Source organism: Micromonospora sonchi (genome assembly GCF_014646235.1).
In the GTDB taxonomy this organism is placed as follows: Bacteria; Actinomycetota; Actinomycetes; order Mycobacteriales; family Micromonosporaceae; genus Micromonospora; species Micromonospora sonchi.
Window position 1 is genome coordinate 1 of record NZ_BMNB01000016.1, and the last position, 15519, is coordinate 15519.

Annotated in this window: 18 protein-coding genes and 1 pseudogene; 8 read left to right on the forward strand and 11 right to left on the reverse strand. The window is 70.8% G+C overall.

The window, feature by feature from the left end:
• Positions 1-225, forward strand: a pseudogene (locus IEY61_RS17685) (hypothetical protein); the annotation flags it as partial.
• A 123-nt stretch (positions 226-348) separates the two neighbouring features.
• On the opposite strand, the gene IEY61_RS17690 reads toward IEY61_RS17685, so the two are convergent.
• Together IEY61_RS17690 and IEY61_RS17695 are read right to left on the reverse strand one after the other, a co-directional pair.
• The gene (locus tag IEY61_RS17690; protein ID WP_189045702.1) at positions 349-765 is read right to left on the reverse strand and encodes a VOC family protein; all 417 of its coding nucleotides are present in this window, start codon (positions 763-765) and stop codon (positions 349-351) included.
• A complete protein-coding gene (locus IEY61_RS17695) occupies positions 741-1313 on the reverse strand; it encodes a cob(I)yrinic acid a,c-diamide adenosyltransferase (RefSeq protein WP_189045704.1) in 573 nt (190 codons plus the stop codon). Before IEY61_RS17695 ends, IEY61_RS17690 begins: the two co-directional genes overlap by 25 nt.
• Between IEY61_RS17695 and murA the strand changes: the two genes are divergently transcribed.
• A complete protein-coding gene (murA, locus tag IEY61_RS17700) occupies positions 1312-2754 on the forward strand; it encodes a UDP-N-acetylglucosamine 1-carboxyvinyltransferase (protein WP_189045706.1) in 1443 nt (480 codons plus the stop codon). The two genes, IEY61_RS17695 and murA, sit on opposite strands and share 2 nt — an antisense overlap.
• A 6-nt stretch (positions 2755-2760) precedes the next feature.
• Here murA and IEY61_RS17705 read toward each other — a convergent pair whose 3' ends face one another.
• The 5 genes from IEY61_RS17705 to IEY61_RS17725 all read right to left on the reverse strand — a co-directional run bounded on the left by IEY61_RS17705 (position 2761) and on the right by IEY61_RS17725 (position 6636).
• A complete protein-coding gene (locus IEY61_RS17705; RefSeq protein WP_189045708.1) occupies positions 2761-3606 on the reverse strand; it encodes an ABC transporter permease in 846 nt (281 codons plus the stop codon).
• The gene (locus IEY61_RS17710; RefSeq protein ID WP_189045710.1) at positions 3603-4487 is read right to left on the reverse strand and encodes an ABC transporter ATP-binding protein; all 885 of its coding nucleotides are present in this window, start codon (positions 4485-4487) and stop codon (positions 3603-3605) included. The genes IEY61_RS17705 and IEY61_RS17710 overlap by 4 nt, the downstream gene beginning before the upstream one ends.
• A 115-nt stretch (positions 4488-4602) precedes the next feature.
• Positions 4603-4902 carry a DUF1540 domain-containing protein gene (locus IEY61_RS17715; protein WP_189045712.1) on the reverse strand — a complete coding sequence of 100 codons (300 nt, stop codon included), beginning with the start codon at positions 4900-4902 and terminating at the stop codon, positions 4603-4605.
• 132 nt (positions 4903-5034) lie between these two features.
• Complete coding sequence (locus IEY61_RS17720; protein WP_229706005.1) at positions 5035-5955, reverse strand: polysaccharide deacetylase family protein; 921 nt, start codon at positions 5953-5955, stop codon at positions 5035-5037.
• 60 nt (positions 5956-6015) lie between these two features.
• Positions 6016-6636 (reverse strand): DUF4126 domain-containing protein, encoded by a 621-nt coding sequence (locus tag IEY61_RS17725; protein WP_189045991.1) that lies wholly within the window; start codon positions 6634-6636, stop codon positions 6016-6018.
• Between the two features lie 72 nt (positions 6637-6708).
• Between IEY61_RS17725 and nucS the strand changes: the two genes are divergently transcribed.
• On the forward strand, positions 6709-7368 hold the full coding sequence (gene nucS, locus IEY61_RS17730; protein WP_189045714.1) for an endonuclease NucS: 660 nt from the start codon (positions 6709-6711) through the stop codon (positions 7366-7368).
• Between the two features lie 2 nt (positions 7369-7370).
• On the opposite strand, the gene IEY61_RS17735 is transcribed toward nucS, so the two are convergent.
• Entirely contained in the window at positions 7371-8867 is a 1497-nt protein-coding gene (locus tag IEY61_RS17735) for an aldehyde dehydrogenase family protein (protein ID WP_189045716.1), read from the reverse strand.
• Between the two features lie 185 nt (positions 8868-9052).
• Here IEY61_RS17735 and IEY61_RS17740 point away from each other — a divergent pair, with 185 nt between their 5' ends.
• From IEY61_RS17740 to IEY61_RS17755, 4 genes are all read left to right on the forward strand, one after another.
• Positions 9053-9511, forward strand: a complete 459-nt coding sequence (locus IEY61_RS17740) for an FHA domain-containing protein (RefSeq protein ID WP_229706006.1) — start codon at positions 9053-9055, stop codon at positions 9509-9511.
• Between the two features lie 52 nt (positions 9512-9563).
• Complete coding sequence (locus tag IEY61_RS17745; RefSeq protein ID WP_189045720.1) at positions 9564-11216, forward strand: 3-hydroxyacyl-CoA dehydrogenase family protein; 1653 nt, start codon at positions 9564-9566, stop codon at positions 11214-11216.
• A gap of 142 nt (positions 11217-11358) precedes the next feature.
• Positions 11359-11682 carry an Rv1322 family protein gene (locus IEY61_RS17750; RefSeq protein WP_189045723.1) on the forward strand — a complete coding sequence of 108 codons (324 nt, stop codon included), beginning with the start codon at positions 11359-11361 and terminating at the stop codon, positions 11680-11682.
• 137 nt (positions 11683-11819) lie between these two features.
• Complete coding sequence (locus tag IEY61_RS17755) at positions 11820-12629, forward strand: alpha/beta hydrolase (RefSeq protein WP_189045725.1); 810 nt, start codon at positions 11820-11822, stop codon at positions 12627-12629.
• Positions 12630-12640: 11 nt separating this feature from the next.
• Here IEY61_RS17755 and IEY61_RS17760 read toward each other — a convergent pair whose 3' ends face one another.
• From IEY61_RS17760 to IEY61_RS17770, 3 genes are all read right to left on the reverse strand, one after another.
• Entirely contained in the window at positions 12641-13726 is a 1086-nt protein-coding gene (locus IEY61_RS17760) for an AI-2E family transporter (RefSeq protein ID WP_189045727.1), read from the reverse strand.
• 197 nt (positions 13727-13923) lie between these two features.
• Positions 13924-14106, reverse strand: a complete 183-nt coding sequence (locus IEY61_RS17765) for a DUF397 domain-containing protein (protein WP_189045729.1) — start codon at positions 14104-14106, stop codon at positions 13924-13926.
• Positions 14097-14897, reverse strand: coding sequence for a helix-turn-helix domain-containing protein (locus IEY61_RS17770; RefSeq protein WP_189045731.1), 801 nt, complete (start codon positions 14895-14897; stop codon positions 14097-14099). The genes IEY61_RS17765 and IEY61_RS17770 overlap by 10 nt, the downstream gene beginning before the upstream one ends.
• Positions 14898-15103: 206 nt before the next feature.
• Here IEY61_RS17770 and IEY61_RS17775 point away from each other — a divergent pair, with 206 nt between their 5' ends.
• Complete coding sequence (locus tag IEY61_RS17775) at positions 15104-15448, forward strand: hypothetical protein (protein WP_189045733.1); 345 nt, start codon at positions 15104-15106, stop codon at positions 15446-15448.
• Positions 15449-15519 lie beyond the last annotated feature (71 nt).

Below are 15519 nucleotides of genomic sequence, written 5' to 3' on the forward strand. Positions count from 1 at the left end.
CTGTTCCAGCAGCGCCCGTCCAGCGGGTGGGGCACGGTCGAGCAGATCACCGACCCCGAGTACTCCACCACCGCCTTCCTGAAGGGCCTCAAGCAGGTCAACGGCTGGCAGGACATGCCGCTGACCAAGGCCGCGCAGACGGTGCAGGTGTCGGCGTACCCGGACCACTACGCCCAGTGGGAGCAGCAGGCCGCTGACCTGGTCGCCCAGCACTGGAACAGCTGACCCACGATGTGACGGAGCAGACTGGCCGGCACCCCACCCGGGGTGCCGGCCAGTTGGCATTTCGCCCTGACCCCAGCGCCACCACCGGGTGCCCAGCCCCGAAAGGCCCGTGGACGTCTCCGCTCAGGAAGACGCCACCAGTTCGACCTCGTACCCCTGCCCGTCGGCCAGGTAACCGGCGTAGGTGTCGGGCCCGCCGGCGTACGGGTGGCGGTCAGGGAAGAGCAACTTCCAGCCGTACGCCGGGGCCTGTTCGACCAGCCGGTCCACGGCGGCGGGCGAGCCGGCGTGGAAGGCCAGGTGGTTGAGGCCGGGGGCGAGCCGGTCGTGCCGCCGGCCGGAGAGCGCGGGCGACTCCTCCAGTACCAGATATGTCGGGCCGAGCCGCCAGGAACGGCCGGCCGGCCACTCCTGGAACGGCGTCCAGCTCAATTCACCGAGCAGCCAGCCCCAACTGTGCATTGCCGCGCCCAGGTCGGGTACCCAGAGTTCCACGTGGTGCAGCGCACCGACCGTCACCGGCCTCCGCCCGGCACCCATAGCACATCTCCGTCCGGATTCGCCGTTCTTGACAGGATAAAGAGCAGATCCGAAAGCCGGTTGAGATACTTTGCCGGGAGAGGGCTGGTCCGGTCGGGGTCGTGTGCGACGAGGGCCCACGCCGCCCGCTCGGCGCGCCGGGCGATCGTCCGCGCCACGTGCAGTAGTGCCGCGCCCGTGGTGCCGCCCGGGAGAATGAAGGAGTCGAGCTTGCTCAGGCGCCCGTTGTACTCGTCGCACCAGCCCTCGAGACGCTCGACGTACTCCTCGGTGACCCGCAGCGGTGGGTACTTCGGGTCCGGTTCGACGGGGGTGGACAGGTCGGCCCCCACGTCGAACAGGTCGTTCTGGATCTGCCCGAGCACCGCCCGCAGGTCGTCGCCGAGCTGGCCCAGGGCGAGCGCCACGCCGAGCGCGGCGTTGCACTCGTCGACGTCGGCGTACGCGGCGATCCGTGGGTCGGTCTTCGGGACCTGTTCGTTGTTGCTCAGCCTGGTCATGCCGGCGTCGCCGGCCTTGGTGTAGATGCGCGTGAGGTGGACGGCCATGACGCACAGCCTACGGATCCCGGACCTGACCATCCCGACGCGACCGGAGGCGGGGCCGGGCCGGTCCGTCGGGGTGGGGCCGGGTGACGCTGGTGATCCCGGGATCGCCGACGTCGATGTCATCCGGGTGTCCGGCGCGGCCCGGCTCGCCGGCACCGTGCACGTGGTTGGCGCGAAGAACTCGGCGCTGAAGCTGATGGCCGCCGCGTTGCTGGCCCCCGGCCGGACCGTGATCACCAACGTGCCGCGGATCACCGACATCGCGATCATGGGCGAGGTGTTGCGCCGGCTCGGCTGCGACGTACGGTTCGACGCGGACGACCCGGTCGATCCGATGGTCGCGGGCGGCGGCGTGCCCCGCTCCCGGTCGGTTGCCATCGACGTACCGGAGCAGCCGGGCGTCGAGGCCGACTACGACCTGGTCCGCCGGCTGCGCGCGTCCATCTGTGTGCTCGGCCCGCTGCTGGCCCGGCGCGGATACGTGCGGGTGGCCCACCCGGGCGGCGACGCGATCGGCTCGCGCGGGCTGGACATGCACGTCTCCGGGCTGACCCGGATGGGCGCCGACATCTCGGGCGAGCACGGCTTCGTGATCGCTTCCGCGCCCGACGGCCTGCACGGCGCGGAGATCACGTTGGATTTTCCCAGCGTCGGGGCAACCGAGAACCTGGTCATGGCGGCGGTGCTGGCCAACGGCACCACCGTGATCGACAACGCCGCCCGGGAGCCGGAGATCGTGGACATCTGCACCATGCTCCAGCGGATGGGTGCGTTGATCGAGGGCGAGGGCACGTCCACCATCAGGATTGTCGGCGTACCCCGACTGGAGCCGGTCCGGCACGCCACCGTGGGGGACCGGATCGTCGCCGGGACCTGGGCCTTCGGCGCGGCGATGACCCGTGGCGACGTCACCGTGACCGGCGTGGACCCGGCGTTCCTGGAGGTCGCGCTCGACAAGGTGGTCGCGGCCGGTGGGTTGGTGGAGACCCGGGCGGACGCCTTCCGGGTACGCATGGACGACCGCCCGCGCTCGGTCGACGTGGTGACGCTGCCCTACCCGGGCTTCGCCACCGACCTGCTGCCGATGGCGATCGGGCTCGCCGCGCTCAGTGACGGCGCGTCACTGATCACCGAGAACATCTTCGACGGCCGGTTCATGTTCGCCAACGAGATGATGCGGCTGGGCGCGGACATCAAGACCGACGGGCATCACGCGGTGGTACGCGGCCGGGACCGCCTCTCCGGCGCACCGGTACGTGCCACCGACATCAGAGCCGGCGCCGGGCTGATCATCGCCGGGCTCTGCGCCGACGGGGTCACCGAGGTGTCCCACGTGCACCACGTCGACCGGGGCTATCCCGACTTCGTGGCTGACCTGCGGGCGCTCGGCATCGAGGTCGAACGGGCCACCACGCCCGAGGGACCCGACCTGTCGTTCTGAGCCGCGTCAGCCGTCGCGGCGGGTGGTCCAGCGGAAGGTGGTGAGGCAGAGCACCAGGCCGATCACGCACCACGCGGCGAGGACCAGGGCGACCCGGGTCAGCTCGAACGAGCCGCCGGGCTCCTGGGCGCCGAAGCTCTCCGGCAGGAAGACCGCGCGCAGCCCCTGGCACATCCACTTCAGCGGGAAGATCGCCGCCACCTGCTGCATCCAGTCCGGCAGGTTGGTGAAGACGAAGAAGACCCCGGAGATGAACTGGAGCACCAGCGCCACCGGGGTGACCACCGCCGAACCGCTGCGGGCGGTACGGGCCAACGACGAGATGGCGATCCCGCAGAGGGTGCAGGCGGTGATGCCCAGCGTGCTGACCCAGCCGAAGGTCAGCCAGGCGGTCGCGGTGCCCGGCAGGTCCAGGTCGAACAGGGTGACCGAAACGGCGAGCAGGAGGGCGGTCATCACCACGCCGGTCACCAGCACCATGATCACCTTGCCGGCGAACCACACCCACTTCGGCATTGGTGTGCCCCGGTAGCGCTTGAGCACGCCGCGGTCCCGCTCGATCGGGATCCAGATGCCGAGGTTCTGGAAGCTGACGGTCATCAGACCGGTCGCGATCATGCCGGTGACGAAGTACTGCGTGTAGCTCACCCCCGGCGCGATCTCGTCCTTGAAGATCGACGCGAAGATCAGCACCATGATGACCGGGAAGCCCAGGGTGAACACCACGGACTCCCGGCTGCGCAGGAACTGCCGGATCTCCAGCCGTCCCTGCCGCAGGGCGAGCCGGGCCGGGCCGAGCCGACGGGTTGCGGGTGCGGCGACCGGGGCGGCCGGCTTCGTCGTGGTGGTCATCGTTGTCCGATCATCCGCAGGTAGATGTCTTCCAGGGTGGGCCGGGTGACGGTCAGGCCCGGCACCTCCCCGCCGAAGCGCGCGGCCAGCTCCGTCACCAGCGCCGTCGGCGTCGCGCTCTCCGCGCTCTCGACCTGACCGTCGGGCGTACGCCAGGAGACCGTGGCCAGCGCCTCCCGCCGCCTGCCCAGGCTGTCCGGCGCGGCGACCTCGATCAGTCGGCCACCGGCGATCACGCCGACCCGGTCGGCGAGCGCCTCGGCCTCGTCCAGGTAGTGAGTGGTGAGCACGATGGTGGTGCCGGCGGCGGAGAGATCCCGGATCAGCTCCCAGAACTCACGCCGGGCCTCCGGGTCGAAGCCGGTGGTCGGCTCGTCGAGAAAGAGCAGCGCGGGGCGGCCGATGATGCCCAGCGCCACGTCGAGGCGCCGCTTCTGCCCGCCGGAGAGGGTGTGCGTACGGGCGCGGGCCTTGCCGGCCAGGCCGACCCGCTCGATCACCTTGTCCGGGTCGTCCCCGGACGGGTAGAAGCCGGCGAAATGGCTCACCACCTCGGCGACGGTCAACTCGTCGAACTCACCGGTCCCCTGGAGCACGATGCCGACCCGGCTGCGCCAGTCCGCAGCGAGGCCCTCCGAGGAGCGCGCTCGCCGGGTGCCGAGGACCGACTCGGGGTCGATGCCCAGGACCTGCACCTCGCCGGCGTCGCGCCGGCGGTAGCCCTCCAGGATCTCCACCGTGGTGCTCTTGCCCGCGCCGTTTGGCCCGAGCAGGGCGAATACTTCGCCCCGGTGGACGTCCAGGTCCAGGCCGGCCACCGCGACATTGTCGCCGTACGCCTTGCGCAGCCCACGGACCCGGATCGCGACCTCGTCACTCATGCCCCCAAGTGTGCGCCCCACCAGCAACACCCATCCGAGGGGGTGTAAGGAAGGGCACCTTATTAACGCCTCGTGTAGAGGAAGGGCCCCTTCTTAACAGCGCGCCCAGGGCGCCTCAGCGGCTGGCGTACGTCATGCAGTCCGCCATGTCCGCGTCCGGGCCGACCCGGATCGACGGGGCGCGGCACTCCAACTGCGCGTTGTGCCGGCAATCGGCGCGCTGGCACGCGCCCACCTGGGCGACCTGCCCGTCCACCCCGGCCCGCACCGAGGGCATCTCGATGAAGGTGTGGCAGTGCGCGTGATCCAGGCTGCCGATCGTGATGGCGAAGGCGTGGCAGTCGCCGGTGTGGTTGTACGCGCAGGCGGCCACCACACACTCCTGGACCCGGGGCATCTCGATCGCTGCGGTCATGGCGACCTCCTCTAGGCTCTTGCCCGATTTTAGGCATTTAGAGGATTTGCGGGACCTGATTCCGGTCATGGGCGGGGCCGCCTGCCGGGGGAGCCGCACGGCTACGCGGGGCCCTTGCCCGGGCCGCGCTGCTCAGCCGTTGAGGACCTCGGAGAGCAGGGCCGGCTCGAGACCGCGCTCGGCCAAGCCGGCCAGGATGTGCGGCAGTGCCTCGTCGGTCATCGGCGCGTTGGCCTCCGTCACGTGGAGGACGACCACCGAGCCGGGGCGTACCTTGTCCAGTACGGCCCGCACGATCGGTCGCCAGGCGGTCGCGAACGGGTCGCCGCTGACCACGTCGCCGTCGACGACCGTGAGACCGAGCGGGGCCAGTTCGGTCAGCGCGGCCCGATCGTGGCAGAGACCCGGGAAGCGGAAGTACCGGGTCTGCCGTCCGCCGTACGCGCTCACGATGTCGAAGGTGCCGGCCACGTCGGCGGTCATCTTCCGCCGCTCGATGCGGGGCAGGCCGTAGCAGTCCGCGGTGAAGGCCAGGTGCCCGTAGGTGTGGTTGGCCAACTCGAAGCGGGGATTGGCGGCGAGTCGGCGGGTCACGTCCGGGTACTGCTCGACCCACTTGCCGGTCAGGAAGAAGGTCGCTGGTACCCCTTCCTGCTCCAGCAGGTCGATGATCTTGAGGTTGGCGTACGACCGCACGGCGCCGCTGCGCAGTTGGTACCGCATGGCGTCGGTCATGTCCGCGTCGAAGGTGAGCGCGACCTTGTTGCCGGTGCGTGGACCGTGGTCGACCACCGGCGGCAGGGTTCCCGGAGAGGTCGCGCCGGGCAGGATCTCGGCCGGCGTCGGACTGCCCGTCGACGCGGGGTCGCCCGGTCCCTGGTCCGCTGTCCCGTCGGCGATCGCCGCCGCGTCCCGGCCGGTGGTGGATGGTTCGACGAAGGCGCCGACGCCGTCGGGCTGCCGGAGTGGATTCGCGACGGCCAGCAGGACCACCGCACTGAGCACGGCGGCGAGGGTGGCGAGAAGCGGAACGCGGGAGATTTTCACGGACACCGCGGGATCATCTCAACTCCGCCCGCCAAATGGTGCGGGTGCCCGATCCACGTATGTGGATCAGACCCGGAAGCCGGCCTCCCGGGCGGCTCGGCGCTCCCGGCGGCGGTCCGCGCGACGCCTGAGGAACCAGGGCAGGAAAAGGACGAAACCGACCAGGAACGCCAGCACCAGCACCGGCAGGATGATCGCGACGAGCGACATCAGCACGCTGGTGGCGTCCTCGGCGGTACTCGCCACCGGGGCCCCGAACCCGGCCGTGGTCGCGTTGATCACCGGCCGGGCGGCGGACTTGAGAAGGTGTACGCCGAGCGCGATGAGCACCCCGACCAGCACCGGAAGCCACTGGCCGGTGCTGGCGAAGAAGCTGTCCGGGTCGCTCACCGTCACCGTGTCGGCGGCCGAACCCGCACCGAATGCCAGGCCGCCTGCGGTCGGGCGGACCACCGTCTGCACCACGTCGTTGACGTGGTCGACCACCGGCACCTTGTCGGCGACGACCTCGACGGCGAGCAGCACGGCGAGGATGCCCAGCACCCACTCGTTGCCGAGCCACTGCCAGCCGCCGGGCAGGTCGATCACGCTGGTGTAGCGGGCCAGCAGGCCGGTCACCAGCAACGGGATGTACGCGTTCAGCCCCGCCGAGGCGGCGAGACCGGTACCGGTGAGCAATTCGAGCACCATTTCAGCATCGCACCGGCACGCCAGTGGCGCTCGGCGGCGTTTCCCGACGGCCTCGGCTACCCTCGTCGGGTGCGGTTGGTGATTGCGAAGTGCTCGGTGGACTATGTCGGACGGCTCTCGGCCCACCTGCCGCCGGCTACCCGGCTGCTGATGGTGAAGGCGGACGGGTCGGTGTCGATCCACGCCGACGACCGGGCGTACAAGCCGTTGAACTGGATGAGCCCTCCCTGTCGGCTGGAGGAGGCGCCCGGCGTCTGGCGGGTGGTCAACAAGGCCGGCGAGGAACTGCGGATCACCCTGGAGGAGATCTTCCAGGACACCTCGTACGATCTGGGTGTCGATCCCGGGCTGCGCAAGGACGGCGTGGAGGCGCACCTCCAGGAACTGCTGGCGGCCAGTCCGGAGGCGCTGGGCGAGGGGTTCACCCTCATCCGGCGCGAGTACATGACCGCCATCGGCCCGGTCGACCTGCTCTGCCGGGACGCCAACCAGGGCACGGTCGCGGTCGAGGTGAAGCGCCGTGGCGAGATCGACGGCGTGGAGCAGCTCACCCGCTACCTCGAACTGCTCAACCGCGATCCGCTGCTCGCCCCGGTCGCCGGGGTCTTCGCCGCGCAGGAGATCAAGCCACAGGCCCGGGTGCTCGCCACGGACCGCGGCATCCGCTGTGTGGTGGTGGACTACGACCGGCTACGCGGCATCGAGCGCGACGAACTGACGCTGTTCTAGGGTCACCTGCCGTACAGCATCTTGACCGCCTTCACCAGGCGGGCGACGTCGGCCGGGGTGCGTTCGAACGTGGTCGAGGGCAGCAGCGAGCGGGCCCGGCGGCGGGTCACCGCCTTGGCGCGGGCGAACTCGCGTAGCCCGTCCGCGCCGTGGATCCGGCCGAAGCCCGACTCGCCGACCCCGCCGAACGGGAGGGTGGACATCCCGGCGAAGGTGAGGGTCGAGTTGACCGAGGCCATCCCGGAGCGCAGTCGCCGGGCGACGGACGCCGCCCGGCGCCGGCCGAAGACCGAGCCACCCAGGCCGTACGGCAGGGCGTTGGCACGGGCGACGGCCTCGTCCGCGTCGCGGACCCGGTTGATCGTCAGGGTGGGACCGAAGGTCTCCTCGCGGACCGCGACGGAATCCTCGGGCACGTCCACCAGCACGGTGGGATGCGCGTACGGCGGCTGCACGGCGTCCGGCCCGCCGAGCGCCGCCCGACCACCCCGGGCCAGGGCGTCGGAGATGTGCTGGCGGATGACGTCGAGTTGGCTCGGCATGGTGATCGGGCCGATGTCCGCGTCGTCCGGGCCCACGGTGAGCCGCCCGGCGCGCTCGACGACCTTGTCGACGAAGGCGTCGAACACCGGTTCCACGGCGTAGACCCGCTCGATGCCGATGCAGGTCTGCCCGGCGTTGGTCATCGCGCCCCAGACGCACGCCTCGGCGGCGGCGTCCAGGTCGGCGTCGGCGTCGACGATCATCGCGTCCTTGCCGCCGGCCTCGAGGAGCACCGGGGTCAGCGACTCGGCACAGGCCGCCATCACCTTCCGTGCGGTCGCCGCCGAACCGGTGAAGGCGAGCTTGTCGACGCCGGCCCGGCACAGTGCCGCCCCGACGTCACCGAGCCCGTGTACCGCGGTGAACACGGGCTGCTCGGGCACGACCTCGGCGAAGGTGTCGACCAGCCACTGCCCGACGACCGGGGTGTACTCGCTGGGCTTGAAGACCACGGCGTTGCCGGCGGCCAGCGCGTACGCGAGGGAGCCGATGGGAGTGAAGACGGGGTAGTTCCACGGACCGATGACGCCGACCACCCCGTACGGCTGGTACTCCAGGTGGGCCGAGAACTCGGCCAGGACGAGCCGGGAGCGGACCCGCCGGGCACCGAGCACCCGACGTGCGTTGCGGGCGGCCCAGTCGATGTGCTCCACGGCGATCACGATCTCGACCAGCGCGTCGGGGATCGGCTTGCCGCCCTCCGCGTGCACCAGCTCCGCGAGCTGCTCCATCCGCTGGGCGAGCAGCCGTCGCCAGCGCAGCAGCCGTTCGCGTCGCCCGGTGAAGCCGAGCCCCGCCCACCAGTTACCCGCGACGCGGGCCTGCTCCACGGCGCGTACGACATCCGCCGTGCCGGCCACCGGGACCCGCCCCGCCTCGCCGCCCGTCGCCGGGCTGGTCGAAACCAGCTGGTCGCCCTCGATCACCGCGGTGCCGGGGATCCGCACAGCATTCATGGCGGAAGTTTAGACCCGGTTCCTACCGGTCGGTAGGGATGCCGGACGGGGTCTGGCCGACGCAAGGTTCGAGCGCAAAGTGCCCACCCGGTCACTGATGGTTGACCGGGCGGTGGTGTGGGTGGCCATCTGGTGATGGCACCCTGACGCAGGGTGATCTCTGGGGTGGGGGCTGACTGTCCATGATGAATGAATGCCAACTGTTGCCGCTGCTGACGGTGGCGAGTGGTCCGATGCGCGGGGTCGGGTTCCGGCTGCGCCGGCAGCCGCAGGTGATCGGCCGGGACCCGGCGGTCGACATCGTCGTGTACGACCCGCACCTGAGCCGGCGGCACGCCGAGATCCGGCTCGCCGACGAAGGGGTGGCCCTGGCGGACCTCGACTCCACGAACGGCACCTGGGTGAACGGCGGCAGGACCAGCGGGCTGACCCGACTCACCGACGGCGACGTGATCCGGCTCGGCCGCACCGAGTTGCGTTTCCATGATCCAGGGGTGGCGCGTACCGATCCGGTGGGGTTGAGTTTCGGGGCGGCACGGCAGGACCGACGGCAGACCCTGATGCTGCCCCTGGCGCTCGCGGCGGCCGGTGACACAGCCCACCGCGCCTCGACAACCGGGCACGTGGCAGACTCCCGCGCATGACCTTAGCGGCCGTTCAATCTCGGCCGGTACGGAGTGAGCAGGGAGGCCGGTCGTGGCGCGTGAGTTCACCAGCGTGGGCGTGGTGGGGCTGGGCACCATGGGTGCCGGAATCGTCGAGGTCTTCGCCCGCAACGGCATCGACGTGGTCGCCGTGGAGATTTCCGAGGCTGCCCTGGAACGCGGGCGGGCCCACCTGACCGGCTCCACGGACCGGGCGGTGGCCAGGGGCAAGCTCGCCGAGGCGGACCGGGACGCGCTACTGGGCCGGGTCACCTTCGCCGTCGGGATGGACGCGCTGCGCTCGGCGGACCTGGTGATCGAGGCGGTGCCCGAGCGCCTCGACCTCAAGCAGCGGATCTTCGCCGAGCTGGACCGGGTCTGCCAGCCGGAGGCCATTCTCGCCACCAACACCTCGTCGCTGAGCGTCACCGAGATCGCCGTGGCCACCGCCCGGCCCGAGCAGGTCGTCGGGCTGCACTTCTTCAATCCCGCACCGGTGATGAAGCTGGTCGAGGTCGTGCGTACGGTGGTCACCTCCCCCGACGTGGTGGCCGATCTGGAAGCCCTCTGCGGACGCCTCGGCAAGGTCGACGTGACCATCAGCGACCGGGCCGGGTTCATCGCCAACGCCCTGCTGTTCGGCTACCTCAACCAGGCGGTCGACATGTTCGAGACCGGGTACGCCAGCCGCGAGGACATCGACGCGGCGATGAAGCTCGGCTGCGGGCTGCCGATGGGCCCCCTCGCCCTGCTGGACCTCATCGGCCTGGACACCGCGTACGAGATCCTGAACACCATGTACCGGCACGGTGGGCGGGACCGCCGCCACGCCCCGGTGCCGCTGCTCCGGCAGATGGTGACCGCGGGACTGCTCGGTCGAAAGTCGGGCCGGGGCTTCTACACCTACGAGCGGCCCGGTTCGTCGAGGGTCGTACCGGATGAGTACACGCCGGGCCCGGCGGAGTCGGCGGCGGCCGACGGGGCGCACGGGATCGCGAAGGTGGGCGTGGTCGGCGCCGGCGCGACGGCCAGTGGCCTGATCGAGGTCTTCGCCAGGGCCGGGTACGAGGTCGTGTCAGCCACCCCCGAAGCACTCGAACAACTGGCCGACGTCGACCTGGTGGTCGAGGCGGTGGTCGAGGAACTGGACGTCAAGAAGGCGCTCTTCGCCAGCCTGGACGAGATCTGCAAGCCCGGCGTGGTGCTGGTCACCACCACCTCGTCGCTGCCGGTGATCGAGGTGGCGATGGCCACCCAGCGCCCGGCCGACGTGGTAGGCCTGCACTTCTTCGACCCGGTCGCCGTGCCGCTGGTGGAGATCGTCCGGACCATCCGCACCTCGGCGCAGACCACCGCCGCCGCTCGGGCCGTCTGTGCCACGCTCGGCAAGACCGGCGTGGTCTGCGGAGACCGGGCCGGCTTCATCGTCAACGCGCTGTTGTTCCCGTACCTCAACGACGCGGTGCGGATGCTGGAGGCCAACTACTCCACCGTCGACGACATCGACCATGCGATGAAGCTCGGCTGCGGCTACCCGACGGGCCCGTTCGAGCTGCTCGACACGGTCGGCCTGGACGTGGCGCTGGCCGTCCAGCGGAGCCTCTACCGCCAGCTGCGCGAACCCGGCCTCGCCCCCGTGCCGCTGCTCGAACAGATGGTCACCGCCGGCCACCTCGGCCACAAAACCGCCCGCGGCTTTCGCTGACGGATGTAAGGAGGGGCCCCCTATTAACGCCTGCGGTAGAGGAGGGGCCCCCTATTAACACCGGGCCCGAGTTCGGTGGCGGCGGCGATCACGCCGGAGCCCGTGCGGGGTCGCCCGTCGCGTCGGTCGTACGCTGGATGACGTGAGCCCCCGTCGTAACCGCCCCCGTCGCGAGGACGCCGAACGCCTGGATGTCGAACGGCTCCGGCACGGCGTCGCCGCGGTGCAGCGATGGCGGGACGGCGACTGGCAGGTACGCGGGATCAGCGGCGGCGCGTCGGCCAAGACGTACCGCTGCCCGGGGTGTGACCAGGAGATCCGCCCCGGTGTGGCGCACGTGGTGGCGTGGCCCGCGGACGGCCGGGGCGACCTCACCGATCGGCGGCACTGGCACAGCGGGTGCTGGCGGGCCCGCGAGCGGCGTGGCCCGATCATCCAGCGCGGTCGCGGCCCGCGCCACAGCTGACCGCTGCGGGCCGTACGCGGCGGTGTCGCGGCGTTAAAAGGGGGCCCTTCCTCTACCGCAGGCGTTAATAAGGTGCCCTTCCTTACACCTCGGCGGCTCGGTGGGCGGCGCGGCTCGGGGTGGGGGAAACTGGCGGGGTGAGCAAGAGCATCCGCGCGTCCTCGATCCTGCCCGGCCACCGGGAGGACATCGAGTTGCACACCGCGGACGGTCTGCGCCTCGTCGGCGAGCTGGCCCGACCGGTCGACCGGGAGCCGGCGGCCACCCTGGTCTGCCTGCACCCGCTGCCCACCCACGGCGGGATGATGGACAGCCACGTGTTCCGCAAGGCGGCCTGGCGGCTGCCCGCCCTGGCCGACGTGGCCGTGCTCCGGTTCAACACGCGGGGCACCAGCAGCGTGCGGGGCACCAGCGAGGGGGCCTTCGACTCGGCCGTCGGCGAGCGCTTCGACGTGGCCGCCGCCATCGAGTACGCCGAATTCCACGAGCTGCCCGACATCTGGCTGCTCGGCTGGTCGTTCGGCACCGACCTGGTGCTCAGGTACGGCTGCGATCCGGCGGTGGCCGGTGCGATCCTGCTCTCCCCGCCGTTGCGCTTCGCCGAGCCGGCCGACCTGGCCAACTGGGCCGAGTCGGGCAAGCCGCTGACCGCGCTGGTGCCGGAGTTCGACGACTACCTGCGCCCGGAGCAGGCCCGCGAGCGGTTCGCCGCGATACCGCAGGCCGAGGTGGTCGGGGTGGCGGGCGCGAAGCACCTCTGGGTCGGCGACGCCGAGACCGTGCTGGACGAGGTGGTCCGACGGGTCAACCCGGCAGTGCCGGTGCCGCTGCCCACCACCTGGGACGGCCCGATGGAGACCGGTGACGCCAGCGCGTACGCCGACCGCACGGTGGCCGCCTTCGCCGACGTCCCGGTGTCGGGCCCACAGCAGCGCCGGGCCGAGTAGCCACCGTTGCCTCAGCGGGCGTCCTGGCGGGGGATCACCACCTCACGCAGGATGAGCTGGACGGCGGCCACGGTCGGGATGGCGATCAGCGCGCCGATCACCCCCAGCAGGGAGACGCCGAGCAACGCGGCGACCAACGCGGCCACCTCGTTGACCTGCACCGACCGGCGCATGATCTTGGGGTAGACGAGGTAGTTCTCGATCTGCTGGTAGACCAGGAAGAAGACCATGCAGGCGATGCCGACCGACGGGCTGGTGGCGAAGCCGACCAGGCTGACGATCACCGCGCCGATCGTCGCGCCGATCTGCGGGATGAGGTCGGTCACCGCGACGACGATGGCCAGCGCGAACGGGTACGGCAGCCCGACGGCCAGCGCGAACACGAACGCGACCGCGCCGGCCAGCACCGCGATGGTCAGCGCCCCCACCATGTACGCCCCGACCTTGGTGAGTATCTCGTCGCCGATCAACTGCACCCGCTCCCGCCGTGAGCGCGGCACCAGCGCGTACCCGAGGTCGCGCATCCGGTCAAAATAGACCAGAAAATAGATGGTCAGCACCAGTACGGTCAGCACCCGGAACACCGTGCCGAACAGCAACTGCGCGCCGCCGAGCACGCCGCCCAGCGCCCGGCCGACCACGTCCGCGCTGGCCGCTTCCTGGGCGCGGCGCATCAAATCGAAGCGTACGACCAGGTCGTTGACGGTCTCGTTGCGCTGCAGCGCCTCCAGGTAGCTCGGCAACTGCTCGATGAACTGCCCGGTCTGGGTCACGATCGGCGGCACCAGGGCCAGCACGCCGGCGCCGAGCAGCGCCAGCACGGTCAGCGCGACGACCGCGACGGCCAGCCCGCGCGGCAGCCCCAGGGACCGTAGCCGGACCACCGCCGGGTGCAGGCCCACCGCGAGGAACAGCGCGATGACCACCAGGACCAGGATCCCGGCCGCGTCCCGCAGGCCCAGATAGACGGCGTACGCGGACAGTACGCCGAGCGCCCCGGTGAACCCGACCAGAAAACTGTTGCGCCGCAACGGCCGCCCCGGCGTACCGAACCGTCCGGCGTCCCCACCCACCGCCCGCTGACCCGGCACGGACATCGGGTGCAATGGCGCGGATGCCGGGGGTTGGTCGGATTCGATCGCCGTCATCGGCGCATCGGCGGATCCCGCTGCCTCCGTCGTGGACTGTCTGGCTGTGGACTGTCCGGCCTTGGGCTGTCCGGCTCTGGGCTGTCCGGCCTTGGGCTGCTCCGCGTCGTCCTGCCGCATTCGGCCTCTCCGCTCGCGTCGGGGGTTCAGTGTCGCTTGACCCTGATGACGAAGCAGCGCCAGCTCTGCGGGGTGAAGGTGAGCACTGGACCCTGCCGATCCTTGCTGTCGCGGACCGCGACCACGCCGGGCAGATTATCGGCCACCTCAACGCAGTTGGTGTGCGCGCTGCGGATGGTGGTGCGCCACCTCGCGCCGCTCAACTCCATGACTTCACCACTTCCTCGAGGAGTTCGATCGACTGCTGGCGGGAGAGGGCCTCGTTGCGCACCGTCTCCCACCGTGCCAGCAGGGTAGCCAGTTCGGTCTCCCCATCGACCGGCGTGGCGGTCAGTTGGGTCTCCATCGTTGCCACCCAGCCACCGTCGACTCCCCGGGCCAGCGAGAACGGTCCGAAAAGGCCGATGTGCAGCCCGGCACTGAGCGGAATGACGTGCACGCTGACGTTTGGGCGCTCGGCGCCGGCGATCAGGTGCTTGGCCTGATGGATCATGATTGCCCGAAAGCTTTCGGCATGCCGATGCAGGATGGCTTCGTCGATGACCGCGATGAGCTGTGGCGGGTCGGGCTGAGTGAGAATGGCCTGCCGGTCCAGCCGGGCTGCGACGCGTTGCTCCACCTCCTCGTCGCTGAGCAGGTCGTCGCAGCGGATCACCGCGCGGGCGTACCCCTCGCTCTGCAGCAAACCCGGGATGAGTGTCGGCTCGAACACCCGGAGCTGCCGGGCCATGCGTTGGATATCCAACCAGGGCAGGACCGATGCGGGCTGGCCCTCGCGCTCGGCGATGCGTAGCAGCGCCACCAGCAGACCACCGGAGCCCAGCGCCTCGTCGGTGCGAGCCAGGAACGGCCGGTCGTACGGCCGGCTGCCGGTCTCCACGGCGGAGACCATCGACGCCGAGTAGTGCACCAGCTTGCCGAACTCCTCCTGACTGAGCCCGGCGGCCACGCGTCGCCGGCGCAACTGTGCCCGGATCAGATCCGCCGTCGATTCCTGCACAGTGCCTCCACAGTTGTCGGCCGAGAATCACTCGGCATTCCCCGGCGGTGCCTCGGTTGCGCAGCGGCGCTACGGCCAGCCTCGATGCCTTCCGAGAGTAGTGGTGTGGTCACCAGACTGTCAGCCATGCCGGGCCGGTCCGCCGCCGGGGAGGGCGCGGACGGGTTCAGTGGACGTCAGCGGGGGCCGGCCAGTGGTTACCGGACATGATCAGCAGCAGGTTGCCGGCCCCGGGCCGTGGCCCCCATCCCGAGCGCCCGCGCGCCGCCGACGGCCGTCCGCCGCACACTCCGCTCCGGCCGACCTGGTGCTGCCGCTCGGACGGGCAGCCCTGGCCGTGCGGCGAGGCGCGGCTGCTGCTGCGGCTGGAGTACGACGGCAACACCGTCGGTCTGACCATCTACCTCGCCGGCATGATGTACGAGGCGATGCGCGACCTCTATCACCTCAACCCGCACGACGGCCCGGAGCCCAGCGCATTGTTCGACCGGTTCGTCACCTGGGGCACCTCCCGCCGCCGATCGGCTGTTCACCGCCCCGACCCGCCGTGACCCGGTCGGAGGGCCGCTCTCAGCGATCGCGTCGGGCGGTCGACCGACTCGGGCTCGACGAGATCACGCTG

Excerpts from the sequence above, each read along its gene's own strand:
- IEY61_RS17690 (WP_189045702.1), bottom strand. The coding sequence starts at position 765 with ATGGGTGCCGGGCGGAGGCCGGTGACGGTCGGTGCGCTGCACCACGTG.
- murA (WP_189045706.1), top strand. The coding sequence starts at position 1,312 with ATGACGCACAGCCTACGGATCCCGGACCTGACCATCCCGACGCGACCG.
- IEY61_RS17695 (WP_189045704.1), bottom strand. The coding sequence starts at position 1,313 with ATGGCCGTCCACCTCACGCGCATCTACACCAAGGCCGGCGACGCCGGC.
- IEY61_RS17705 (WP_189045708.1), bottom strand. The coding sequence starts at position 3,606 with ATGACCACCACGACGAAGCCGGCCGCCCCGGTCGCCGCACCCGCAACC.
- IEY61_RS17710 (WP_189045710.1), bottom strand. The coding sequence starts at position 4,487 with ATGAGTGACGAGGTCGCGATCCGGGTCCGTGGGCTGCGCAAGGCGTAC.
- IEY61_RS17715 (WP_189045712.1), bottom strand. The coding sequence starts at position 4,902 with ATGACCGCAGCGATCGAGATGCCCCGGGTCCAGGAGTGTGTGGTGGCC.
- IEY61_RS17735 (WP_189045716.1), bottom strand. The coding sequence starts at position 8,867 with ATGAATGCTGTGCGGATCCCCGGCACCGCGGTGATCGAGGGCGACCAG.
- IEY61_RS17740 (WP_229706006.1), top strand. The coding sequence starts at position 9,053 with ATGAATGAATGCCAACTGTTGCCGCTGCTGACGGTGGCGAGTGGTCCG.
- IEY61_RS17760 (WP_189045727.1), bottom strand. The coding sequence starts at position 13,726 with ATGTCCGTGCCGGGTCAGCGGGCGGTGGGTGGGGACGCCGGACGGTTC.
- IEY61_RS17765 (WP_189045729.1), bottom strand. The coding sequence starts at position 14,106 with ATGGAGTTGAGCGGCGCGAGGTGGCGCACCACCATCCGCAGCGCGCAC.
- IEY61_RS17775 (WP_189045733.1), top strand. The coding sequence starts at position 15,104 with ATGATCAGCAGCAGGTTGCCGGCCCCGGGCCGTGGCCCCCATCCCGAG.